18 protein-coding genes are annotated in these 23396 nt (G+C 63.1%); 14 read left to right on the forward strand and 4 right to left on the reverse strand.

Annotated features, from left to right (window positions below; translation table 11 throughout):
* Positions 1-262 precede the first annotated feature (262 nt).
* The 9 genes from INT29_RS14215 (at position 263) to INT29_RS14255 (ending at position 8689) form a co-directional block, all read left to right on the forward strand.
* On the forward strand, positions 263-2953 hold the full coding sequence (locus tag INT29_RS14215) for a hypothetical protein (RefSeq protein ID WP_193072018.1): 2691 nt from the start codon (positions 263-265) through the stop codon (positions 2951-2953).
* A 245-nt stretch (positions 2954-3198) separates the two neighbouring features.
* The gene (gene ssd / locus INT29_RS14220; RefSeq protein ID WP_193072019.1) at positions 3199-4206 is read left to right on the forward strand and encodes a septum site-determining protein Ssd; all 1008 of its coding nucleotides are present in this window, start codon (positions 3199-3201) and stop codon (positions 4204-4206) included.
* A complete protein-coding gene (locus tag INT29_RS14225; protein WP_193072020.1) occupies positions 4203-5372 on the forward strand; it encodes a TadA family conjugal transfer-associated ATPase in 1170 nt (389 codons plus the stop codon). The genes ssd and INT29_RS14225 overlap by 4 nt, the downstream gene beginning before the upstream one ends.
* Complete coding sequence (locus INT29_RS14230; protein ID WP_193072021.1) at positions 5372-6049, forward strand: type II secretion system F family protein; 678 nt, start codon at positions 5372-5374, stop codon at positions 6047-6049. Before INT29_RS14225 ends, INT29_RS14230 begins: the two co-directional genes overlap by 1 nt.
* A 5-nt stretch (positions 6050-6054) precedes the next feature.
* A complete protein-coding gene (locus tag INT29_RS14235) occupies positions 6055-6675 on the forward strand; it encodes a type II secretion system F family protein (protein WP_193072022.1) in 621 nt (206 codons plus the stop codon).
* Positions 6676-6794: 119 nt separating this feature from the next.
* The gene (locus INT29_RS14240; RefSeq protein WP_101570704.1) at positions 6795-7397 is read left to right on the forward strand and encodes a GNAT family N-acetyltransferase; all 603 of its coding nucleotides are present in this window, start codon (positions 6795-6797) and stop codon (positions 7395-7397) included.
* A 233-nt stretch (positions 7398-7630) separates the two neighbouring features.
* Positions 7631-7951, forward strand: coding sequence for a DUF4244 domain-containing protein (locus INT29_RS14245; RefSeq protein WP_193072023.1), 321 nt, complete (start codon positions 7631-7633; stop codon positions 7949-7951).
* 1 nt (position 7952) lies between these two features.
* The gene (locus INT29_RS14250; RefSeq protein ID WP_193072024.1) at positions 7953-8375 is read left to right on the forward strand and encodes a TadE family type IV pilus minor pilin; all 423 of its coding nucleotides are present in this window, start codon (positions 7953-7955) and stop codon (positions 8373-8375) included.
* Positions 8372-8689 carry an Rv3654c family TadE-like protein gene (locus tag INT29_RS14255; RefSeq protein WP_101570698.1) on the forward strand — a complete coding sequence of 106 codons (318 nt, stop codon included), beginning with the start codon at positions 8372-8374 and terminating at the stop codon, positions 8687-8689. Before INT29_RS14250 ends, INT29_RS14255 begins: the two co-directional genes overlap by 4 nt.
* A 28-nt stretch (positions 8690-8717) precedes the next feature.
* On the opposite strand, the gene INT29_RS14260 is transcribed toward INT29_RS14255, so the two are convergent.
* Positions 8718-10994 (reverse strand): DEAD/DEAH box helicase, encoded by a 2277-nt coding sequence (locus tag INT29_RS14260; protein ID WP_193072025.1) that lies wholly within the window; start codon positions 10992-10994, stop codon positions 8718-8720.
* Positions 10995-11049: 55 nt separating this feature from the next.
* On the opposite strand from INT29_RS14260, the gene INT29_RS14265 reads away from it, so the two are divergent.
* The 3 genes from INT29_RS14265 (at position 11050) to INT29_RS14275 (ending at position 16905) form a co-directional block, all read left to right on the forward strand.
* Positions 11050-12651, forward strand: coding sequence for a class I SAM-dependent methyltransferase (locus INT29_RS14265; protein WP_319020914.1), 1602 nt, complete (start codon positions 11050-11052; stop codon positions 12649-12651).
* A 135-nt stretch (positions 12652-12786) separates the two neighbouring features.
* A complete protein-coding gene (topA, locus tag INT29_RS14270) occupies positions 12787-15648 on the forward strand; it encodes a type I DNA topoisomerase (RefSeq protein WP_193072026.1) in 2862 nt (953 codons plus the stop codon).
* A 186-nt stretch (positions 15649-15834) separates the two neighbouring features.
* Positions 15835-16905 carry a GNAT family N-acetyltransferase gene (locus INT29_RS14275; protein ID WP_193072027.1) on the forward strand — a complete coding sequence of 357 codons (1071 nt, stop codon included), beginning with the start codon at positions 15835-15837 and terminating at the stop codon, positions 16903-16905.
* Between the two features lie 24 nt (positions 16906-16929).
* Here INT29_RS14275 and INT29_RS14280 read toward each other — a convergent pair whose 3' ends face one another.
* The gene (locus INT29_RS14280; RefSeq protein WP_193072028.1) at positions 16930-17421 is read right to left on the reverse strand and encodes a GNAT family N-acetyltransferase; all 492 of its coding nucleotides are present in this window, start codon (positions 17419-17421) and stop codon (positions 16930-16932) included.
* 70 nt (positions 17422-17491) lie between these two features.
* Positions 17492-18226, reverse strand: coding sequence for a biotin/lipoate A/B protein ligase family protein (locus tag INT29_RS14285; protein WP_226831496.1), 735 nt, complete (start codon positions 18224-18226; stop codon positions 17492-17494).
* A 115-nt stretch (positions 18227-18341) separates the two neighbouring features.
* Between INT29_RS14285 and tmk the strand changes: the two genes are divergently transcribed.
* Both tmk and INT29_RS14295 read left to right on the forward strand, forming a co-directional pair.
* Positions 18342-21122, forward strand: a complete 2781-nt coding sequence (gene tmk / locus INT29_RS14290) for a dTMP kinase (RefSeq protein ID WP_226842053.1) — start codon at positions 18342-18344, stop codon at positions 21120-21122.
* Complete coding sequence (locus INT29_RS14295; protein WP_101638786.1) at positions 21123-22280, forward strand: DNA polymerase III subunit delta'; 1158 nt, start codon at positions 21123-21125, stop codon at positions 22278-22280.
* Between the two features lie 3 nt (positions 22281-22283).
* Here the strand turns inward: INT29_RS14295 and INT29_RS14300 are convergent, their stop codons facing one another.
* Complete coding sequence (locus INT29_RS14300) at positions 22284-23375, reverse strand: M20/M25/M40 family metallo-hydrolase (RefSeq protein WP_226831492.1); 1092 nt, start codon at positions 23373-23375, stop codon at positions 22284-22286.
* Positions 23376-23396: the final 21 nt, after the last annotated feature.

The following is a 23396-nucleotide window of genomic DNA, read 5'->3' on the forward strand; positions in this document are numbered from 1 at the left end:
CGGGGGCACCGTCGTCCGTTCGATGAACGGTGGTTTGCGGGGGTAGCAATCGCACAGAGCCTGTGCTATACGGCACACTCTATGAGCCGAGTGAAACGGGAGCGAGGCCCATCCTGATATTCAACGACAGCTGACAGGCGGCACAGAAGGAGTGCGCAGGGGGTCCTGTTCTGCAAGGATGGGGTCGGAGTCTGTCAGGATGGAAACTAGACAGACACATGAAGTTTGACGACCCTGTCCCCACGAGCGACTGGAGCAATCGATGAGTTCGCCGCAGCACCCCACCGGATCGGGACCACAGCAGTGGCACGATCCGCACGCGCAGAACCCCGGGCCGAGTAACCAACCACCGTTCGGCCAGGGGCCGGCGTACGGATCAGGACCTGCTTTCGGTGCCGGCCATGAATCTCAGTCGTCCGGGCCCGGAGGGTACGGCGGTGGTCCTGTGGGTTCGGCTGGCCCAGGTCCCTATGGTTCAGGTGGACCGGGACCCTATGGTTCAGGAGGCCCAGGGCCTTACGGTTCAGCCGGACCAGGACCCTACGGTTCGGGTCCAGTCCCGCAGAACACCGGCCCGAGCCCTTACGGTTCAGCTCCAGGACCCGGTCCCTACGGCTCAGCGCCGGGGCCATATGGTTCGGGAGGACCGGGACCCTATGGTTCTGCGCCTGGTCAGTTCGGCTCTGCGGGGCCTGGCGTTCAGAAGAGTCCTCGCACCGGACCGGGTCTTCTCGGTCCGCTGACCCTGCGCGATCTGTTCCTGCTCTTCGCGGGACTTCTTTCGCTGGTTGTTCTCTTCGTGCCGTTCAAGACCGCTGGATTCGTCTCGTGGTCGATGTGGCAGTGGTCCATCGACGCTATGGGCACCCTGACTTTCGATGTGTTCGGAATCTGGTTGATCGTGGCTGCTGTCCTTGTCGGCAAATTCGGCAACGGCAGTCTCAAGGTCGGTTCCCTCAGTCTTGATCAGGCGATCTCGGTTCTCTCCGGTGCTGCGTTCACCTTCGCATTCGTTCATCTGCTGACCTCGGTTCAGTTCTGGCACGTCGGAGCGTACCTCGCGTTCTTCGCAGCTTTGATTGCCTTCTTTGCGGGCGTATTCACAATGCTCCCCTTCTTCAACAAGGAGTTCGTGATTCGCGAGGACGTTGCCGCGCATCCGAAGGCACGCCCGGTGACCAAGAGCGTGCCGCACCCAGCCCCAGTAGCGAATATGCCAGGTGCCCACAACGGCCCGGGTGGGTTCGGTGCGCCCTACGGTAGCCAGCCCAATGGCGGCCAGCCCAACGGTCCGATCGGTTCGCAGGGTCAGCCAGGTGCCCCTATGCATCCGGGACAGCCAGGCGGCCCCGGACAGTACGATGGACAGAACCAGTTCGGCGCAGGGGGACAGCCAGGACAGCCCGGTCAGCCAGGTGGCGCCGATCAGTTCGGACAGCCCGGTCAGCAGGGTGGAGCGAATCAGTTCAGCCAGCACGATCAGCAAGGGCAGTTCGGCCAGCCAGGCCAGTCGGGGCAGTTCGCTGCGCCGGAGCAGAACGGCCAGCCCGGTGGACAAGACCAGTTCGGTCAGCCGATCGGAACCGGTGGCAACAGTCCATATGCTCCACCCGAGCAGCAGGCGCAGGAGTCGTCTTTTGACTCTGCAGCGGCTGCCGATGACTCGGCGGACCAGGCAGTGCAGAACACCGGGTCAGGTCAGACCTACCTGGGCGACCAGCACCCACAAGACCCACAGCACACTCAGAGTGAACCGACGCAGACTTTTGGCTTCGGTGCTCATCGTGAAGAGTCGCCGTGGAGCAATGACGGTGAAACAGCAGTTCAGGCTCCGGTGCCTGCTGACAGTTCAAACGTCAGCGCCCCACAGTCTGACAGCGGTGACAACGATTCGTCGGGAGCGGGCACGACTGCTGCTGTCGCAGGTGCAGGCGTCTTGGGCGCCGGTGCAGCTGTTGCCGGAGCAGCATCCGCGAGCTCGGATTCGGACCGGAGCTCGGATTCCGAAAACGGTTCTGAATCGGAACGTCGGCGCGGACGGCATGCCGCCCCGAGCACGGACACCGATTCCGAGGCAACTGGCGCACAGACCGACAGCGAAACCGATCATGTTGCAGGTGAGACCGCGACATCGTCTCCGGAAGAGTCCTCAGCACTGATCGGCGACGATTCTGCTTCTCCTGCGGAGGGCAGTTCGTTCGCCACGAAGGTCAACGCTCACGACTCGGACACCAACGTTCGTGCCTCCGAGGGAGTAGCGCTGAAGCCGGAGAACGATTCGAACGGCTCGACTGACTCAGCCGATTCAGCCGACTCTGCGAATGCCGACCGCAGCGAGGGCAGCACGACAGGAGGCGACGCCACTGTCGTCAACGGATCCGCCGCAACCAGCGTTGCAGAGTCCGATTCGGAACGTCAGACTCATCCGGAAGCTGACGAACCGACGCAGTATGTGCCCGTCGGCGGTCACAGCAATGACGACCGCAGCAATAACGGTCACAGCGGCAGCGGCTCGGACACCGGAGAAGCAAGGGGACGTGCCGGAGACAACGCCGAGAATGCGCCCTCAGCTCCACAGTTCGGAGCTGCGAACGTTTCATCGAATTCGTCGTCGAACACCTCCACGGTCGACGAGGACGAGACTGTCGTCCAGAGCGCAGTTCAGCCCGGCAATAATCCTGACGACCGCGAGGACGGGGCGGGTGAGAACCGGAATGACGCTGATCAGGGCGGGGCCAACCACGGAAATGGCCAGACCGTCATCCAAGCGTTCTGGTTCGCCGTTCCCGAACCGCGCGAAGCCGTGGATGCGACCACCGGTATGCCGGTGTTCACGATCTACCCGGGAGACTGGTTCCTCGGGCTCGAGGACAACGGTTCGTGGTTCAAGGTCCGTGATTCCGACGGTCGTGAAGGACTCCTGCGCAACACCGAAGGTGTCCAGCGGGGCTGATTCCATATCGGTCGACTCGTGTGCTCGGGCTTGTGGACAATGATCCGAGCACACGACGTCTGACCAACTGAGCTGAAAGCGCCGAACCGCGCCCGTGGGGCACATGGCCAGGCCAGATGCTCAAGCCGACCAGACAGGGGCGGCTCCTGTGACTTAAGCGCACAGGAGCCGCCCCTTCTGTGTTCTGTCCACAGGCTGTCTATCCGTGCTGTCCTCAACGAGGAGGGCAGGACCACGCTGTGAACATGCAGGTAGCACTCATCACCGACCTCGGCGCCATCACCGACGAATGCGCACGAGTGGCCGAAAGCATCGGCATCTCACTCAAGGTTCTGCCTCCGGATTCGGGCGGTTGGCAGAACGCTTCGCTCATTCTCCTCGGCGAGGACGTTCGCGAAGCCCCGCCCACCGACCATGCGGACCGCATCCTCGTCGTCCTTGACGGGGATGAACCCAGCTCGGCATGGAAACGTGCGGCCCACCTCGGCGTCGAACAATTGGCGGTTCTGCCCTCTGCCGCCGAATGGCTGAGCGGACGCATGATCGCAGCCGTCGAACCACCTGTGACACCTGGTGTGACTGTCGGAGTTGTCGCCGGGTGCGGAGGAGCGGGCGCTTCGGTGCTCTCGTGTGCTCTCGCCCGCCGCGCCGGACCGGATGTGAGCACCGTCCTCGTCGACGCCGATCCCCTGGGCGGTGGACTCGATCTGGTGCTCGGAGCAGAGCAGGTCCCCGGACCCCGTTGGGCCGATCTCAGCGCTTCACGCGGACAGCTTCGCCCCTCGACTCTGAGTCAGGCATTGCCACGCCACGAGGGCCTGGCGATCCTGTCCTGGGGCCGGGACGACATCCTCGATCTCGACCCGGATGTCTTCGATGACTTCCTGGCCGCTGCCGGGCAGGCGTTCGAACTCGTCATCGTGGATCTGCCACGCCACGCCCCACCGCAGTGGACTCGCCGCTGCCATCATGTTCTCCTTGTCTCCCCGGCACGGGTCAGGTCGGCAGTGGCGGCATCTCAAGTCGCCAAACGACTGTCCCAATCCCATCCTGACGTTCGTCTCGTCGTTCGTGACACCGGCGCCGGAGGGCTCGATGCCGAGCTCCTCGCGGAATCCATCGGCCTCGACCTCGCCGGCAGCATCCGCGACGACCGCGGTCTGTCCGCGGCCGTCGACCGCGGCGAGGGCATACCGGGCGGGGCACGGCTGGGAAAGCTCGTCGACCGACTCCTGGGGGAGTGGGTGGATTGAGCGAATGGCTCGACGCCACGCTCGTGGCGGAGGTGCGCAAGACTCTGCTCGACAATCCGGGACCAGTGACCACAGCAGCCGTCGCCGAGGCGGTTCAACGGACCGGTCGGGTGCTCGGTTCCAGCGCCCTCCTCGAACTTGTGAACCGACTGTCCGCGCAACTCTCAGGTGCCGGCCCCCTCCAATCGGTGCTCGAAGTTGCCGACACCACCGATGTCTTCGTCAACGGACCACGTGAGATCTTCGCCGACACCGGAACGGGCCCCCAGCTACTCGACCTGTCTTTGGGCTCCGAGGACGAAGTACGGTCCTTGGCCGTGCGCTTGGCGGCTCTGGGCGGCCGGCGTCTCGATGATTCCTCGCCGTTCGTCGATGTCAGACTGCCCGACGGGGTGCGCATGAACGCGATCGTGCCACCGATCTCCGGTGAGCACACCACGATCTCCTTCCGCGTTCCCCGGCACGCTGGTTTCACCTTTGACCAACTGTGCGCGGGCGGATTCATTCCCGACGAGGTGCACGAACTCCTCATCGAAGCGGTCCGATCTCGCGCCAACATCCTCATCTCCGGTGGCACAGGAACCGGAAAGACGGTCCTCCTCGGCGCGCTTCTGGGGCTTGTCGACTCGGATCACCGCATCGTCATCGTCGAGGACTCTCGGGAGCTCATCGTCGGACACTCCCACGTGGTCCAGCTCGCCGCGCGCCAAGCCAATGTCGAAGGCGGTGGTGAGGTGACGTTGACGGACCTCGTCCGCAACGCCCTGCGGATGCGCCCCGACCGCCTCGTCGTCGGAGAGTGTCGCGGAGCCGAGGTTCGGGACATGCTCACGGCACTGAACACCGGCCACGAGGGCGGCAGCGCCACAATCCATGCGAACACGGCCGAAGCCGTACCCAGCCGCGTGGCAGCACTGGGAGCCTTGGCGAACATGAGTCCACAAGCCGTGTTCTCACAATTTTCCACCGCCATCGACCTCGTCATCCACCTGCGACGAATCGGAGCGGATCGAGGAATCACGGAACTGGCAATCCCGATCCGGGAGAACAGCAGCGGGGTCACGATGGAACCCGTCTGGGGTCGTCCCTCTCCGCTGTCCGAGGGAACGTTCAATCGTCGTGCGCTGAGCCGATTCGAAGCAGTGCTCGAGCAGAAGGCAGCCTGATGATCGCCGCCCTCGGAGTGCTGATGGCACTGAGCATCATCCTCAGCGCACCGCTGGATCCGGCAGCGCGACTGCAGGATCTGCTCCGCCCACGTCAGGACCGAGACGACTCCAGCCGGGGTCGACGACAAACCAAAGAGGACCCAGAGCAGGAGAAACTATGGGCGATTTCAGCGGTGGAGAACTGTGCGCATCTGCTCAAGGTGGGCATGACTCCGCAGGCAGTGATGGCGACTCTGAGCAGGCAGAATGCACAACTGGCACCGATCTCACGTGCGATCTCTCTGGGGGAAGAGCCCGGACGAGCCATTGCCACCAGGGGAGCGGCACTGCCAGCGGCAGCGGCCGCAATATTTGCCGGCATGTCGTCCGTGTGGACCGTGTCGGAACGGTCCGGTGCACCCGCAGCCGACATGATTCTCCGGTATGCGAAGGCACAGCGCAGTGCCCTCGACGCCGATCGGGAAAGACGTATCGCCATGGCCGGACCTCGCGCGACAGTCCGCGTGCTCAGCTGGCTGCCACTGATCGGTATCGGTCTCGGCCTGCTGATCGGCGTCCAACCAGGTGAACTCTTCTCGGGCCTGCCGGGGCGGTTGAGTATCGGGGGTGGATTCGCCCTCTACTTTCTTGGTCGCTGGTGGATGAGGCGAATGATGATTCGGGCGGAGCGCTGAACGATATGACCGCAGTCCTGGTGGGCGCACTCATCGCGATCGGAGCCCTGCTGTGGTCGGGCAGGTCCGACGGGCGGCTGAGACGTCTGCTCGACGGGCAGGGTGTACGAGTTGGCGGTTCCTCTGGTCGAGATGGCGTCGACCGCACTGCTGCAGATGAACCCCGCAGGAATTCGCAGCTTGATACCCGGCCGGTTTCTCGGGTAGACGATGACCTGCTCGCCTTCGACCTTGACCTCGTGGCCATCTGCCTCACCTCCGGGCTGCCGATCCCGGTTGCACTGGCATTGACCGCCGAGGCGACAGACGACCGATCACGCCTGGGGCGAATCTCGCGATCCATGACGATCGGAGGCCAAGACCTGTCCGATGATGACCGACTTGTTCCCGTTCTCGAGGTCTTCGAATTCTCTGAACACACGGGCGTCGGTCCGGCCCCACTCATCGAGTCTGTCGCGAAGGAACTGCGGGACTCCTCCCGCCGGCGACGACAGGAGGCAGCTGCGGCCTTGGGCGTCAAACTTGTCGTGCCGCTCGGAGTCTGCATCCTGCCGTCATTCCTGCTGCTATCGGTCGTTCCCGTTGTCATTTCGCTGCTATCGGATCTGACGACCGTCTTCTTCTGACACAACCTGCCGACTTCACGCTTCGACTGCGCTCGCTGACCCCACCCGTCGTGTGCCCATTTCGGCTGTTTCAAGCGACCGTCGACCGGCCGTTCAGCTGACCTTGCTAAGGTCGGGGGATGGCACCGGTAACGCCCTTCGATCAACTGTCCAACGTCGAACAAGCTGAAGCATACGCTGACAACCTCTTCACAGGTCGGCACGTACGGCTTCGTCCGCTCCAGCAAGAGGATCTTCCCTACCTCGAACAGTGGTGGTTCGACCCCTCGATCGTGGTCCTTCAGAACCACACAGTCCTCCCGCGTCCCGAAGGCGGAGTGTCCGAAGAGTTCTCGCTGTGGAGCGCGAACAAGGACACGAACGCAGTCGGCTTCAGCATCGAACTGCTCGAGACCGAAGAATTCGTCGGCCACGTGACACTCTTCGGCCGGAATTCGGTCAACCAGTCCGCCACCCTGGCCATCATCCTCGGACCCGAGTTCCACGGCCGCGGCTATGGCTCCGATGCTGTGCGTTTGGGCATCAAATACGGCTTCCTGCAGTTGGGACTCAATCGTATCGAGCTGCAGACATGGGCGTTCAACACTCGCGGTATCGCCTCATACACGAAGGCCGGATTCGTCGAAGAAGGGCGCCGTCGTGAGGCTGTCTTCTTCAACGGTCGCCGTCACGATGAAGTCCTGATGGCGATCCTCAAGGAGGAGTGGGCAGGCAGAGGCTGACCCTTGGCCGTCTGATCCACACACTCCGTGCTTCGCAGGTTGAGGCTCAGTCGATCGAACCGACTCGAGTGCGCCAGCCTGTGGAGTCTGGCTCGACTCGAGCGTGTATCGGCTGTGGACGCTGAACCTGTTTCCACAGCCTGATTGTCGGCTCTGGACGTGAGCCCGCGTCCCCTCCAACACTGAAATTCCCTTCGCAGACCGCGAACGGGGGCTTCAACGAGGAGGAGACTATGAGCACAGGAACTAAGGCGAAGGACTGTGACGGGCCGTTGTACCCGCAATGGGGCGATGCGCGCGGCGTCGGTACCGACACCAGCACCGACACCGACCCAGATACGTCTGCAGGCGCCATCGACAGCGCAGAATCGTGGCGAGAGGACGACTCCCCAGAACCATGGGGCCCCGACGCAGGAGCGACGACCGCAGAATATGCGATCACCACCCTCGCAGCCTGCGGATTCGCAGCGCTGTTGGTCGTCATTCTGAAATCGGAACCGATCAAAGAACTCGTCACCGGCGTGATCCAGACAGCGCTCGGACTCGGAGCCTGACGTGGCGACCGGATGTTCCTGTGACCGACGAGGAAAGCAGCACCGGGATGCGGGTACGGCCACGGCCGAATTCGCTGTCGTCATGCCCGCCATCGTGCTTCTCATCATCGTGCTCACAGGAGCAGCCGCCGTCGGCTTCTCCCAGCTGAGAGCCTTCGACGCAGCCAGATCTGCGGCCCGGGAAATCGCCCGCGGCGAGCCTCAGGCAGCGGTCGTGACCGAAGCGAAGAAGCACGCCGGACAGGCCTCCGAAGTGCTGGTCCGTTCCGAAGGCGGATATTCGACGGTGACCGTCACCATCGAACTTCCCGCGGCAATCATCTTCATCAACGAGGTCGAGGCCGAGGCAACGGCGCGAACTGAGGGCGACCGCTCCACTACCAGTGAGGCGCTGGGTCCTCACACGTCAGGCGGACTGCCGTGACGAATATCGTTGCCGGACTGTGTTCGATGATCCTGGTCCTCGTCACCGCCATCGGTGGACTCAGCCAAGCCTTCGCGGCCCACAGCACGGCGCAGAGTGCCGCCGATCTGGCCGTGCTCGCAGCAGCAGACGCAGTTCGCGGACTCGCTGCCGGTGAACCCTGCGACATCGCGAAGGAGGTCGCGAAGCGCAACGGGGCAGCCGTCACCGACTGTCGAGCCTCAACGTCTGAGCAGAGCGCCTATATTCAGGTTGAAGTCGACATCCCCGGTCCCCTCCCCAAAGTGAAGGAGAAGGCCGTGGCCGGGAAGTAGAACAGATGGTCAGAGATGAAGGAGCTGGTCAGTCCAAGATGGTGCGCAACAGCCGCAAAGCTGCATCCTTCTCCAAGGGTTCATTGCCGTTTCCACACTTCGGTGACTGTACGCACGACGGGCAGCCATCGGCGCAATCGCACGCCGAGATTGCATCGCGTGTCGCTCCGAGCCATCCTTCGATGACCTCATAGCCGCGTTCGGCGAATCCGGCACCACCGGCAAGACCGTCGTAGACGAAGACCGTGGCCATTCCGGTGTCAGCGTGCCGGGCGGTGGAGACACCGCCGATGTCCCAGCGGTCGCAGCCGGCAAACAGCGGCAATAGGCCGATGGAGGCATGCTCGGCCGCATGAACGGCGCCGGGCAGGTCAGCGGCGACGATCTCAGCTTCATCCAACAGGGTCTGTGGAATCGTCCACCACACTGCCTTGGTCTCCAAGGAACGTTCGGGCAGATCGAGCTCGTGTTCGGCGATGATCGCCCCGCCACGCTTGGCCCGCATCCGGTACGCGACGACATGATCTTTCACGCCGACAGTCCCGCTGCACACCGTGACTCCAGACGGCAGAGCCCGCTGCTGATCGGTGCCGACGATGTCGATCTCGGTCTGCGACCGGGCCTGCGTCGTGTAATCGACCTCGGCGCGCTCCACGAATGCAACATGATCCTCGAGATCAAGATCGAGGACAGTGAAATCGGCACCCTGATGCGTGTAGACCGCGCCGGGATGGGCGCCGGTGAAGGCCCCGGACTCATCGACAGTGCCCAAGAGTGCACCGGTGCTGGCCTCGACCAGACGGAACTGGCCGCCACCGCTGCCACGAATATCAGACATGTTCGCTGCCGGTTCATCCTTGGCCCAGAACCATCCGGTAGGGCGTGCGCGCAGGAGCTTTCGCTCGACCAGATCAGCGAGCACCTCGGCGGAGTTGGACGGAAAATGGACAAGATCGGCTTCCCGCAACGGCACCTCTGCAGCCGCAGCACACAGGTGCCCTCCCAGAACATGCGGATTCCCGGGATGGATGACTCCCGCATCGACGGGAGCATCGAAGATGACCTCAGGATGGTTCACAACATAAGTGTCCAGCGGGTCGTCACGGGCGATGAACACGGCCATCCACCGCTGTCCCGCACGACCGGCGCGTCCCGCCTGCTGCCACAGTGACGCCAAGGTACCGGGCCAGCCGGAGATGATGACGAGGTCAAGGCCGGAGATGTCGATTCCGAGCTCAAGGGCATTCGTCGACGCAACCGCCAGCAGACGACCCGACCGCAGTGCGGATTCGAGAAGTCTGCGCTCCTCGGCTAGATAGCCGCCGCGATAGGCCGCGACCTTGTCCTTCAATGAGCCATCGACCTGACTGACCTGGTCACGGACGGTCGAGGCCAGGGCCTCCGTGCCGCGACGGGAGGCGATGAACGCAATCGAGCGATACCCTGCACACATTGCATCGGTGAGGATATCGGCGGCTTCGACCAGTCCGCTGCGGCGCTCGCCTCCCGGAGAGACCGGTGGTTCCCAGAGAGCGAAGCTGCCCTGGGCTCGAGGAGACGAATCCTGACTGACTGCGTGCACTTCGCGTCCGGTGAGCTTGGAGAACGCCTCATCTGGGTTCGCCATCGTCGCCGAAGCTCCAATGACCACTGGGTGTGCCCCATAATGGGCGGCGATGCGCAGCAGACGCCGCAGGATCAGTGCGACATGAGAGCCGAAGACTCCCCGGTAGCGGTGGGCCTCGTCGATGACGATGAAGCGCAGTGATTTGAACAGCCGCGAGAACCGTTCATGCTGCGGCAGTATCCCACGATGAAGCATGTCCGGGTTGGTGAAAATGATGTTCGCATGCCGCCGGGCCCAGTCCTTGGACTCCTGAGGCGTGTCACCGTCGTAGGTCGCCGGCCGCATTCCCTGGACGATGAGCTTCTCCAAGTTCGCCATCTGATCGGCGGCCAACGCCTTCGTCGGTGCGATGTAGATAGCCGAGGAGGTGCGCAGCTTCGTGCGGGTGCTCTGAATGGCTTCGAGGACCGGAAGCCAGAATCCCAAGGATTTCCCCGAGGCGGTGGGGGTGGCTATGACGACATCGGATCCGTCTCGCGCGGCCTGTGCTGCCTCGCACTGGTGGTCCCACAGCTGATCGACGCCGATGGCATGACAGGCGTGTTTGAGTTCCTCATCGATCCACTCCGGCCAGTCCGACTCATGTTCGAACCGCTGTGGAATATCGCGCACGTGGACGATCCGGTCATCCCGGGCACCGAAACCGGTGACGATGTCGAGAAGAGCAGAAGAGGCCATGGCCCCAATTATGGCTCAGTCGGACACATCGGGGCACAGTCGTTAGGATCTGTGTGTGAGTGAACAAGACATGACCCTCGTGGCAGACCGACTCTACAAGGCTGGATACACAGAGCCGCGACTCCGACAGTTCTGGGGTGGACCCATCGCCTCCGCGCTGGTGCGCAACAACGCCGCCCCCGCGATCCACCACTGCCAGAAGGTGTTCGAAGCAGCCGAGACACAGACGACTTTTGACCAGCACCTGGCGGCGCTTGCCATGCTCTTTCACTTCCATCGTTCGGTCAGCACCGAAGCGGCGCGTGCCGCACTCGGTGAGGACGCGTTCGGAGTCGCCATCCACAGTGGACTGCTCGAGACGAGCAACCACGCCGAAACCAGCACCCGCGCCGAGGTGGGGGATAATGGACGCGTGTCCGCTCCGTTCGCGGTCACCCCTTATGACTTGCCGGTCGGCGTCCCTCGGGGATTGCGTCACGGTGACGAAAATCTCTACCTCGTCAGTGACCATGGGACACTCATCAATCCCGAAGTCCTCGACGGCGACTTCGTGCTCGGCCTCGGAGGGGCAGGACGCACACTCGTGTCACTGACACCCCGCGAGCACGTCAGACTCTCCGCCGACATCGGCACCGGATGCGGAATCCAAGCTCTGCTTCTGGCCCGCCACAGCGACCGCGTCATCGCCACCGACATCTCACAGCGAGCCCTGCACCTGACCGGACTCAGCGCGAGACTCAACGGCGTGGACAACATCGAATTCCGGGCAGGGTCCATGCTCGAACCACTCACCGAGCCAGTCGACCTGCTCGTGTCCAATCCTCCCTTCGTCATCACCCCGCGCACCACCGTGACCAACTTCGAGTACCGGGACGGTGGAATGACCGGCGACCGGTTGGTGCGGTCCCTGTTCACCGCGATTCCCGACCATCTCCAACCGAAAGGACGGTCCGTGTGCCTCGGGAACTGGGAGACCACCTCGGCGGTGGATGCAGGGCCGGAAGCCTGGGTTACCGACCCGGACACCTCAGTGCTCGTCATCGAACGTGAAGCCCTCGACCCCGTCGCCTATGCGGAGACGTGGATTCGAGACGGCGGAATTCCTCGTGCCGGCCAGGATTGGAACGAGGCAACCGCAGCCTGGATGGACGACTTCGATACACGCGAGGTGAGCGAAGTCGTCTTCGGCTACGTCATCATGCACAAGTCAGAACAGGCATCCTCCACGTTCAAGACCAAGGTCAGGACCACCTCGGCGATTGCGAACAATCCGCATGGACTCGGACAGTTCGTCGCGACCACATTTGAGCTGAAGTCGTGGCTGGCCACGGCTGGGGCCGAGGAGATCGCGGAGACGGTCTTCACCCGATCCCCGGACCTCGTCGAACACCGCCACCATGTGCCCGGGGAATCGGATCCGAGCTCGATCACGTTGGAGCAGGGGATCGGATTCGGGCAGGTCTTCGACCTCGATACGGCCTTAGCCGGTTTCGTCTCGGTTGCCGACGGCAGCCTGTCTCTGCGGCAGACCGCGGTGGCTCTGGCACAGCTGCTCGACGTCAACCCGACCGCGCTCGAAGACCAGCTCATTGCTCAGGTGAGACAGCTCGTCGCCGCTGGCGCAGTGCTGCCTGTGAACGGTGGGAAGACGGAATAACGGTAGGATCGAATACCGTTGCCGTAGAGATTCACTGCATCAACCCGATGCAGGTCGTGCACGATCATCAGTGTTACATTGGGCCGGATCGTCCGTTTATTCGATCATCCGGCGCCGTGAGAGGAATGTGAAAGCGTGACCACAACCGAGAAGCAGCCCCGCCGTCTCGTCATCGTCGAGTCCCCGACGAAGGCGCGAACGATCGTTGGGTACCTCGGAGAGGGTTACGACGTTGAGGCGTCGGTCGGCCACATCCGCGACCTTCCCACCCCGTCCGAACTCCCGGCAGACATGAAGAAGGGTCCGTACGGCAAGTTTGCTGTCGACGTCGACAACAACTTCGACCCTTACTACCGTGTCGACCCGGGCAAGAAGAAGAAGGTCACCGAACTCAAGCGCCTCCTCAAAGACGCCGACGAACTCTATCTCGCAACAGATGAGGACCGCGAAGGTGAGGCCATTGCCTGGCACCTTCTCGAAGTCCTCAAGCCGAAGATCCCCGTCAAGCGCATGGTCTTCCACGAGATCACCCCCGAGGCCATCGAACGGGCTTTGGAGAACACCCGTGAGATCGACACCGCACTCGTCGACGCGCAGGAGACTCGCCGTATCCTCGACCGGCTCTACGGCTACGAGATCTCACCGGTCCTGTGGCGCAAGATCCGTGCTGGCCTCTCTGCTGGCCGTGTCCAGTCCGTGGCGACGCGCCTTGTCGTCGAACGCGAACGCGAACGCATGGCCTTCGTCTCCGCCGACTACTGGGACCTCGACGTCGACCTGGGACTGCCCGACGGCACCAGCCCATTTGCAGCGAATCTGTCGACCCTCGACGGCTCACGTGTGGCCTCGGGCCGCGACTTCAACGACAAGGGCGAACTGAAGAACTCTTCGGCCATTGTCGTCGACCAGGCCAGGGCCGAGTCCTTGGCCACAGAACTCAACGGCACCGCGAAGGACGCGCTGACGGTCACGGCCGTCGAATCGAAGCCGTACTCACGCAAACCGGCCGCTCCGTTCACGACCTCGACCCTGCAGCAGGAAGCCGGCCGCAAGCTGCGCATGAGCGCCCGTCAGGCCATGCGCACCGCCCAGTCGCTGTACGAACACGGCTACATCACCTATATGCGTACCGACTCCTCATCGCTGTCGGGCCAGGCGATCTCCGCTGCTCGCAAGCAGGTGACCGAACTCTACGGTCCCGAATTCGTCCCGCAGTCGCCTCGCACCTACTCGGGCAAGCAGAAGTCAGCGCAGGAGGCTCACGAGGCGATCCGTCCCTCCGGTGATTCCTTCCGCACACCAGCTCAGGTCTCGAAATCACTCAGCGGTGATGAATTCCGCCTCTACGACCTGATCTGGAAGCGCACCGTCGCCAGCCAGATGGCCGACGCCAAGGGCAAGACCGCAACGATCAAGGTCCGCGCCGACCTCGCCGACGGCCACGACGCCGGCTTCAGTGCCAGTGGCACCGTCATCACCTTCCGAGGGTTCCTCGCAGCCTACGAAGAGGGCACCGACGCCGGACGCTATGACAAGAAATCGGACGAGTCACGACTGCCCCAGGTCGAAGAGGGACAGTCGCTGTCCGTGGTCAAGGCCGAAGCCGACGGGCACACAACGGCTCCACCACCACGCTTCACAGAAGCCAGCCTGGTCAAACAGCTCGAAGAACTCGGCATCGGCCGTCCTTCGACCTACGCAGCCACGATCTCCGTGATCCAGGACCGCGGCTATGTCACGACTCGCGGCAACGCATTGGTGCCCAGCTGGTTGGCATTCTCGGTCGTCCGTCTCCTCGAAGAGCACTTCACCAGGCTCGTCGACTACGCGTTCACCGCCGATTTGGAGTCCGAGCTCGACCGCATCGCCATGGGCGAGGAAGACCGCAATGCGTGGTTGGCCAGCTTCTACTTCGGTGACAAGTCCCAGGACCGTGAAGGCTTGAGAGAAGTCGTCGATGACCTCGGCGACATCGATGCCCGTGAGGTCAACACCGTCGTCATCAGCGAGGGTGTGAACCTGCGTGTGGGTCGTTACGGCCCGTACCTCGAGGTTCCGGCCACCGAAGAGGGTGCCGACCCGAAGCGTGTGTCGGTCCCCGAAGACCTGGCACCGGATGAGCTGACAGCAGCCAAGGCCGCTGAACTCATCGAATCGCAGGGCGACGGTGACCGTGAACTCGGTGTCGACCCCGAGACCGGACACACGATCGTGGCGAAGAACGGGCGTTTCGGCCCGTACGTCTCCGAAGTCCTGCCCGAACCTGAAGAGAAGCCCAAGCGCGGAGCGAAGAAGCCTAAGCCTCGCACCGGCTCCCTGTTCAAGTCCATGGACCTGAATTCGATCGACCTTGAGACGGCACTGACTCTGCTCAGCCTTCCCCGCGTCGTCGGCCAGGACGAAGAAGGCACCGACATCACCGCCCAGAACGGCCGCTACGGACCGTACCTGAAGAAGGGCACCGACTCACGGTCGCTGACCGAGGAAGATCAGATCTTCAACATCACCTTGGAAGAGGCGCTGAAGATCTACGCTCAGCCGAAGCAGCGCGGCGGTCGCCAAGCGGCAGCACCGTTGAAGGAACTCGGCGAGGACCCGGTGTCGAAGAAGCCTGTCGTCGTCAAGGACGGTCGTTTCGGCCCCTACGTCACCGACAGCGAGTTCAACGCCACTCTGCGCAAGGACGATTCAGTCGAGTCGATGACCCTCTCTCGCGCCGCCGAGCTCCTGGCTGAGAAGCGTGCGAAGGGACCAGCCAAGAAGAAGGCGCCCGCCAAAAAGGCTCCGGCCAAGAAGGCTCCTGCGAAGAAGTCGACGGCTGCGAAGACCACTGCTGCCAAGAAGGCTCCAGCGAAGACCGCAGCTAAGTCGACGACTGCGACGAAGTCGACTGCGGCGAAGAAGACGACCGCTAAATCAACGGCTGCCAAGTCAACGACCGCCAAGTCAACGACCGCGGCGAAGAAGTCCACGACGGCTAGGCCGAAGACTCCCTGAGGGAGCGATTGAGGTGCTTACGCTCCGGCGTTGCGTGCCTCGAGCTTCGACCAGCTTCTTCAGCGCGACGAGTTGAGGACGATCTGTGTCGGTTTCTCCGCGGAGGATCGGCACAGATCGTCCTCGACTCGCACCTGATCGCACAGGGCAGAGCGAACACAGGCCTCAGACAATGGAGTCCGAACCATGGCAGATGCACCATCGCTTTCGATCCACCTCAATGACCCAGCCGGTGACGACGCTTTCCACGCGTGGCACGGGGTGTTCGCTGCGGCGAGCTCCCACGATCGAGGTCCGGATGCTCCGGTATGGCCCGAAGCCGAACTGAGCGCCGAACTGCGCACGCAGCGAAGCTCGTCAACGACCGAGGTCTACCTCGTACACGGAGCAGCGGAAGCCGATTCGGCGATCGGCGCAATCACGCTGACGATGCCGCTCAGCGATAACCTGCACAGAGTCGACCTGGGACTCTACGTCGAACCCGGATCCCGGCGCCGAGGTGTCGGCTCCGCGATGCTCGAATTCGTTCGCTCACGCACCCGGGAGCTGGACCGACGAGTGATCGCCTCGGAGGTCTTCCGTCCCTACCGCGACGAGAAGGCAGGCGAAGGATCTGCCGATGCCGAGATCACAGTGCCCGGGATCGCCTTCGCCGAACACCACGGTTTCGCCTCTGCCATCGGAGACCTCCGCAGTGAATGCCAGCTGCCGCTGGACCCCGCGCTCGTTCGGACGATCGCCGATGAAGCGCGACCGTTCCACGAAGGGTACGTTCTCCACTCCTGGTCCGGAGACGTGCCGGAGGCGTTCGTCGAGCAATGGGCTCTCATGGAGGGCCTCATCGAAACCGATGCGCCCACGGGGGATCGAGATGTCGAACCCGAGGTCACCTCGGCGGAAGACATCCGCGAACAAGAGGCCATCTTCGTCAGGCAGTGGCGAACAAGCTTCGCAGCGATCGCTGTCGACTCAACCGGTGAAATCGCTGCATACACTCAGCTGGTCCACTCGTCGGTCGAGGCCATGGTCTATCAGTGGGGAACCCTTGTCCGTGACCAGCATCGGGGTCATCGTCTCGGGGCAGCGGTGAAAGCCGCAGCTGCGCATCAGTTCTTACAGGCGGGCTTGGACGCCCGAGCGATCATCACCTACAACGCCGAAGAGAACGAGCACATGCTCGCGATCAACCAGAGATTCGGGTTCCGTCCAGTCGAGCGGATCGAAGAGGTTGAACTCAACCTCGACGCGTCAGGCTGAGACACAGCCGGGACTGCCTAGCGGCTACTGTCCAGCCGACTCGGAGGCGAAGGAGCACAATGCTGCACCGTCGAGGCGGAAGGTCTCCCACTCGTCCTGTGCCTGCGAGCCCAGTGAGCGGTAGAACCCGATTGAGGGCTCGTTCCACTTGAGGACGCACCATTCGAGTCGAGTCAGTCCCCGCTCCTGGCAGATCTGGGCCAAGCGTCCCAGCAGGGCTTTTCCTGCCCCGTTGCCGCGATGATCGGGGTCGACGAACAGATCCTCTAACCAGATCCCGTTCTTTCCCGTCCAGGTGGAGAAGGAGTGGAACCAGATCGCGATGCCGATGATCTGTCCCTCCACCTCGGCGACGAGCCCGTATGTGTTCGCACGCCCATCGTCTGGAAACATCACAGCGGCGAAATCGTCTTCCGTGGCTTCGACCGCCTCGGGTTCGCGCTCGTAGACTGCCAGAGCATGAACCAGTCGGAGAATGTCCGGCAGGTCGTTCTTCGTCGCTTCGCGCACATTCATGAGGTCATGGTCTCCAATCGCTTGAGTTTCGTGAGCCAGGGGTCCTGGTTGTGTCGTGGTGCAGTGCTTGTCACAGCAGGTGGGTGCCGATTTTGTCCGGCAATGCCGCCAGCTCCTCGGCGGTGGGTTCACCGGGCGTGTGCGGGTCGGCGTAGGCATAGTAGGCGGCGAACGCCTCGGCGACGGTCTCCGTGGTTACCTCCGGGTGAGCCTCACTGATCGACCCGCCCGTTGCCGGGTCCCATTCGATGCCCAGAGCCGCTTCGACGTCGGTGAGGACGGCACGGATGGGGTCGGGATCCTCCACGATCACGGATGACGAGAACAGCCAGGCGCCCGAGACCACGCGCTGTGCTGTTCCGATCGCCTTGATCCGGCCGGCCACATTCACGCTGTGCTCACCGGGGCAGTATTCGCCGGGAATCTCGCCGAGGCGGGCGTCGACTCCGATGCCCCGCAGCACCTCGACGTAGTCGCGTCCGAATCCGGTGAACCTGGCGGTCGTGTCCTTGATGAACGCGTCACTGGGTTCGATGTGGTCGATGACCAGGGATCCGCGATGATAGGCGGCGGCTCGACCGCCGAGGCTGCGCAGGGCTGGAGTGAAACCATGGTCTCGGGCCGCTTCGATGGCTGTGGGGAACCCGGGGAGGAAACGGTCCCTGGCCCCGAACGCCACTGTCGGTGCTGGTCGGTACATCCGCAGCGTCGCGCCGCGGCTGCCATGTTTGACCGAGTCGAGGAGGACTCGCGCGAAGGCGAGTTCCTCGATCGGACCCAGCCCGGTAGTCGCTACTGCTGACATGGCGGTATTCGTTGTATGCACGCAATCAAGAGTAGAGGATCAGACATCGGTGAGAAGAGATCCGGGCTGTTCCGAGAGATATGTCAGTCGCGGCAGATATTGTAGGTCTGTGAGTATGTTGACGACTACAGGACATCGACTTCCCGGAGCCCCTGGCCGGTTGGTTGCCGAAACCGCTGCCTGGGGCGCGCTGATCGTACTCGTGGCGATCAGCTATGTCGTGGCTGGCACCAGCGGATTCTTCGCCACGATCGGCGGTCGAGCCTTCACCACGACGGCGGACAGCCTTGGCGCGGGAGGCTTCGATAATCGGCTGGGAAGCGTGTCGCTTCTCATCGTCTTCGTCCTCGCTGGCGCCGGACTGTTCATCCCGCAGAAGATTCTGGCGAGCAGGGGACCCGCTGTCCGCAAACTCGCGCTGAGCATTGCCGCGCTCGTCGAGGCGGGCCTGCTCATCGTCCTCAGCCTCGCGCCGAGCGCCTGGCTGACCTGGGTGGCCGCGTTGTTCCTCGGAGCCGTCGTCGGCCTCCTGATGAGCATCAACCCCTTCACCAACGAGAAGCCGTGGCGTCGGGTCGGCATTCCCGCTGCACTCCTCGTCTTCGTGTCCTTCGCCTTCCAGATCATCGGAGGTTCTGCCGCAGGCACACGGGCTCTGGGCTGGATGAGCCTCCTGGTGGGCATCGCCATGGCCGTCGGCGCCGTGATCATCTTCCTCACTCCCGAGCGGGCCCTCCACGCGGAATCTGCGACGACAGGCGCGTTCCCCTCGAACAAGGCCCGCGTGGCCAGACCTGCCGCAACCATCAAGATGCCGTGGGTGTGCATCGCATTGTTCGCGGTATTGGGAACCACAGTCATTCTGGCGCAGCCGACCGCCGTCCAACACAGCTTCGGCCAAGCCGGCTTCGCCCTCATGATTGCGTCCTGCCTCGTGGGTTGGGCCATCGGCTTCGAAATGGGTCCCACCTTCGCGCCCGGAATGTCGAGGCCGCGCGTCTCCGCGTTCGCCCTGACCGTATCGGGGATCCTCTTGATCGCCACGGGCGCCATCAACGAGCTTTCCGGCAAGTTCGTCCTCACCGCCGTCATCGCCTTCCTCGTCGGAATCGGCGTGCGCTCACAGCCCTATGACTTCTCTCGCCGGATCGGAGCCGTCGGTGGTGCTGTCGTCGCGCTCATCCTCAATGCTGTTGACTTCGGCGTCACCATCCCGGTCGGCTCGGCCATGGAATGGATGCTGGCACCCAGCGACGTGGCGTTCGGAATCATGGGACTGGCAACTCTGGTCGCCGGAGTCATCGGTCTCTTCATCTTCGACCCCCATGGTCTCCAAGGACTGTCCGTCGATATCGTTCACGGATTCCGTCCGCCCAGCGCCGCTGAGAACGGTGCCAACGACGGCATCGGAAACTCCGCGGAACGTCTGGGAGCCGGATTCTTCATCGCCATTGAGGGCGGGGACGGTTCGGGCAAGAGCACACAGATCAAACGGATTTCACAGACGCTGGCCGATGAGGGCCACAATGTCGAAGCGACCCGCGAACCAGGTGGGACAGAACTGGGACGACAGATCCGTTCGGTGCTCTTCGACTCCGAACCTCCGAGCTCCCGCACCGAGGCTCTGCTCTTCGCCGCCGACCGTGCCCACCATGTGGCCTCATTGGTGGATCCGAGCCTCGACGCCGGCAGCATCGTCATCACCGACAGGTACATCGATTCGACGATCGCCTACCAGGCCGCTGGTCGCAACTTCGATCCGAAGACAATCCTGGCGCTGAGCAAGTGGGCGACTCAGGGACTCGTCCCGCACCTGACGATCGTCCTCGACATCGACCCCGAGACTGCCGCGGCCCGGATGGGCAAACGCGGTGAGAGCAACTACCTCGACGAGGAAGACCAGCAGTTCCACCAGCGAGTGCGTCAGACCTACCTGACCCGTGCACACAAGGAACCCGCTCGCTACGTCGTCCTCGACGCCGCGGTGTCCGAAGACGAACTGACTGCCGAAATCCTCACCGCCATCCGGACCCGCCTGCCGCGCAAGGTAAGCAGTGTGTCCGAATCCGAGGCAGGCACTGTCACCGGTAAGTCCACCGGCGCCGAGGTGGCCGGAAGCCATCCGTCCCAGGCAGCCGTCGGCGGCCCGGCCGAGGAATCGGAAGACGGAGCATCGACTACCGCCGACGAGGCGGTCGCGCCCGAGCCCGGAGCCCGATTCGTTCCGGCCTCGAGCGAACGGTTCTTCCCGCAGGCCGCTGACCGTCGCGAATCCGAAGAACGCAATGACGGGGTCGAAACGGAAAGAGTCGACCTCGGCGCTGACCTGCGAGCCCCAGATGTGCAGGGTGATGACGAAGCAGCCACGACGGTGCTTCCGGCTCACGCAAGCGAACCCGAGTCCGAGGTCGCACCTCGGTTCGAGTCCGAAGTTGCAGCCGAAGCCGAACCCGAGTCCGAAACCGAATCCGACGAGGATGCGGCCACTACTGTGCTGCCAGCCCGCGGAATCACACCGAGTGCACCCTTGGCCGATGACGATGACGATGACGATGACGATGACGATGACGATGACGATGACGATGGTGATGAGGACGCTGTGCCGACGAATGAGATCGCACGGCCCGATTCCGAGGAAGCAGAAACCCGGGTGGTCAGTCAGGTCGACCGTGGTAACGAGGACGGGACACCGCCGAGGACCGATTCTCAGCCAGCAGGCGGGACCGATGCGGGGGATGAAGACGCCGCGACAACAGTTCTGCCCGTGCGCACCGCCCGACAGATGAGTCGAGAGCGACTGCAGGCCCAGGCGGAGATCGAACGTCAGGCACGTGAGCGCCTGCGTAAGCAGCGCGAACGCAACCACCAGCGCTTCAACAACCCGGAAGGTCACTGAGTGAGCGTCTTCAATGAGCTCGTCGGCCAGGACGACGTCATCACCCAGCTCGAGTATGCACTGCACTCGCCGGGCGCGATGACCCACGCCTGGCTGTTCACCGGCCCTCCGGGGTCGGGTCGTTCCAATGCGGCTCGAGCCTTCGCCGCGGCACTGATCTCAGGCGGTGAAGAACCCAATGACGTCACCGCACGCGTACTCAAAGGCCATCACGAATCGCTGACGATCATGTCGACTCAGAAATCGGTGATCACCATTGACGAAGTGCGAGAACTGGTGACGAAAGCACAGTCTGCTCCGGTCAATTCCCCGTGGCGAGTCGTCATCATCGAAGACGCAGATCGGATGAGCGAACGTACGGCCAACGTCTTACTCAAGGCCATCGAGGAACCGCCTCCAGCCACAGTGTGGCTGCTGTGCGCGCCCAGCCCCATCGATGTTCTCACCACGATCCGTTCTCGGTGCCGGCCCGTCCGCCTGCGCATTCCCTCTCGGGATGCCGTGGCCAAGCTCCTCATCGAACGTGATCACATCGATGAGGACAGGGCTAAGTGGGCGGCCGCAGTCGCGCAGAACCACATCGGTCGGGCCAAGTACATGGCGCTCAATGAATCCGCCGGTGAGGAGCGCAAACAGATCCTCGCGATCCCAGGGAAGCTGACCTCTGTCGGGGCGACTATCCGCTTGGCGGGACGCATCGTCGATGAAGCCGCGGAGACCGCGAAGTCTCGGGTCGAGGAACGCAATGCCACGGAACGAACCGATCTGATGGCGACTCTGGGCATCGAATCGGAGAAGTCCATCCCACCCTCGGCAAGATCCCAGATCAGGAAGCTTGAGGAAGAGCAGAAACGCCGATCAGTCCGCGCCCGCAACGACGAACTCGACCGGATCTTCCTCGAACTCATGAGCCTCTACCGGGACATCCTCATGCACCAGTTGGGGATCCGCGACGGGTGGATCAACGCTGGCGAAGGCGACCTCATCTCCGAACAGGCGAATAGGGACGGACCTGACACGACTCTGCTGCGCATCGACGCTATCACCGAGGCGAGACGACGATTGCAGACGAACATGTCGCCTGTGCTCATCGTCGAATCAGCGTTCGTGCTGCTGTCGAACCCCTGGCTGCTCGAGGACCGCACAGGGGCACTCTGAGGTTCAGTCCTCGTCGAGGAGCTCGCCGACCAATGCGGTGGTGAGCTCGACTCGGCGAGGAATCCACACCTGCAGGGCGTGCTCTGTCCTTGCGTGCGACCCGCCGCCCACTGTGCCGAGTCCGTCAATGGTCGGAGTTCCTACACCGGCTGTGAAATTACCGTCCGACCCACCGCCGACGGCAACGGACCGCAATGGCGGGTGCCCCAAGTGGGCGCTCAGCCGTTGGGCTCGGGCGTAGAGACCCAGTGCCATCTTCTCCTCCAGCGGGGCCCGGTTGATTCCGCCTCTGACATCGACCTTGGCTCCGGCCACAGTAGGGGAGAGGGAGCTGAGAATGCCGTCGATACGCTCCTGTTCCGCCACCGAGGCAGCGCGGGAGTCGACGCCGACAACAGCCTTGGCCGGCACAGTGTTCGTCGTCGAACCGCTGTGCATGACGGTCGGTACAACCGATGTGCCCACGGACGGATCATGCAGCTCAGCGATCTTGACGACCTGATTGGCCACTTCGATTGTGGCGTTGATGCCCTTCTCCGGTTCGACCCCGGCATGGGCGGCGAGACCGGTGACTTCGAGGGAATAGATGGCAACGCCCTTGCGAGCGATCTTCACTGCCCCGTCGGGTGCGCCGCTTTCGAAGACCAGTGCCGCCTTGGCTCCACGGGCTTCGTCCTCAATGATCTGACGTGAACCGGGGGAGCCGAGCTCTTCGTCGCCGGTCATGAGGATGCTGACGCCATCGAGACTCCCGCGCTGTTGGCGTAGTCGCGCCATGGCATAGAGAGCGATGAGCAGGCCGCCCTTCATGTCGTCAGCGCCTGGTCCACGTACGACACCGTCCGCAACCGAATAGGGAAAATCGGTGAGAGTGCCTGTCGGCCATACGGTGTCATGGTGACCGATGAGCACAACCTTGCGAGGTCCGGTGCCGAAGCGCCACAGCACGTGCGGGTGAGAATCGGTTTCGATGAGGTGAGGAGCTGCCCCGAGAAGACCAGTGCCGATCCGCGAAACCAGCTGAGCACTGCGGGCCAGTGATTCGGGGTCCTGGGAGAACGACTCACATTCGATGAGCGTCTGGAAATCACTCATGAAGTCCTTCGAGTCGAACTC

Origin of the sequence: Brevibacterium sp. FME37, assembly GCF_014897485.1 — a bacterium.
GTDB lineage: Bacteria > Actinomycetota > Actinomycetes > Actinomycetales > Brevibacteriaceae > Brevibacterium.

Coding starts and splice junctions, on each gene's coding strand:
- INT29_RS14215 (WP_193072018.1), top strand. CDS start 263: ATGAGTTCGCCGCAGCACCCCACCGGATCGGGACCACAGCAGTGGCAC.
- ssd (WP_193072019.1), top strand. CDS start 3,199: ATGCAGGTAGCACTCATCACCGACCTCGGCGCCATCACCGACGAATGC.
- INT29_RS14230 (WP_193072021.1), top strand. CDS start 5,372: ATGATCGCCGCCCTCGGAGTGCTGATGGCACTGAGCATCATCCTCAGC.
- INT29_RS14235 (WP_193072022.1), top strand. CDS start 6,055: ATGACCGCAGTCCTGGTGGGCGCACTCATCGCGATCGGAGCCCTGCTG.
- INT29_RS14240 (WP_101570704.1), top strand. CDS start 6,795: ATGGCACCGGTAACGCCCTTCGATCAACTGTCCAACGTCGAACAAGCT.
- INT29_RS14245 (WP_193072023.1), top strand. CDS start 7,631: ATGAGCACAGGAACTAAGGCGAAGGACTGTGACGGGCCGTTGTACCCG.
- INT29_RS14260 (WP_193072025.1), bottom strand. CDS start 10,994: ATGGCCTCTTCTGCTCTTCTCGACATCGTCACCGGTTTCGGTGCCCGG.
- INT29_RS14275 (WP_193072027.1), top strand. CDS start 15,835: ATGGCAGATGCACCATCGCTTTCGATCCACCTCAATGACCCAGCCGGT.
- INT29_RS14280 (WP_193072028.1), bottom strand. CDS start 17,421: ATGAATGTGCGCGAAGCGACGAAGAACGACCTGCCGGACATTCTCCGA.
- INT29_RS14285 (WP_226831496.1), bottom strand. CDS start 18,226: ATGTCAGCAGTAGCGACTACCGGGCTGGGTCCGATCGAGGAACTCGCC.
- tmk (WP_226842053.1), top strand. CDS start 18,342: ATGTTGACGACTACAGGACATCGACTTCCCGGAGCCCCTGGCCGGTTG.
- INT29_RS14300 (WP_226831492.1), bottom strand. CDS start 23,375: ATGAGTGATTTCCAGACGCTCATCGAATGTGAGTCGTTCTCCCAGGAC.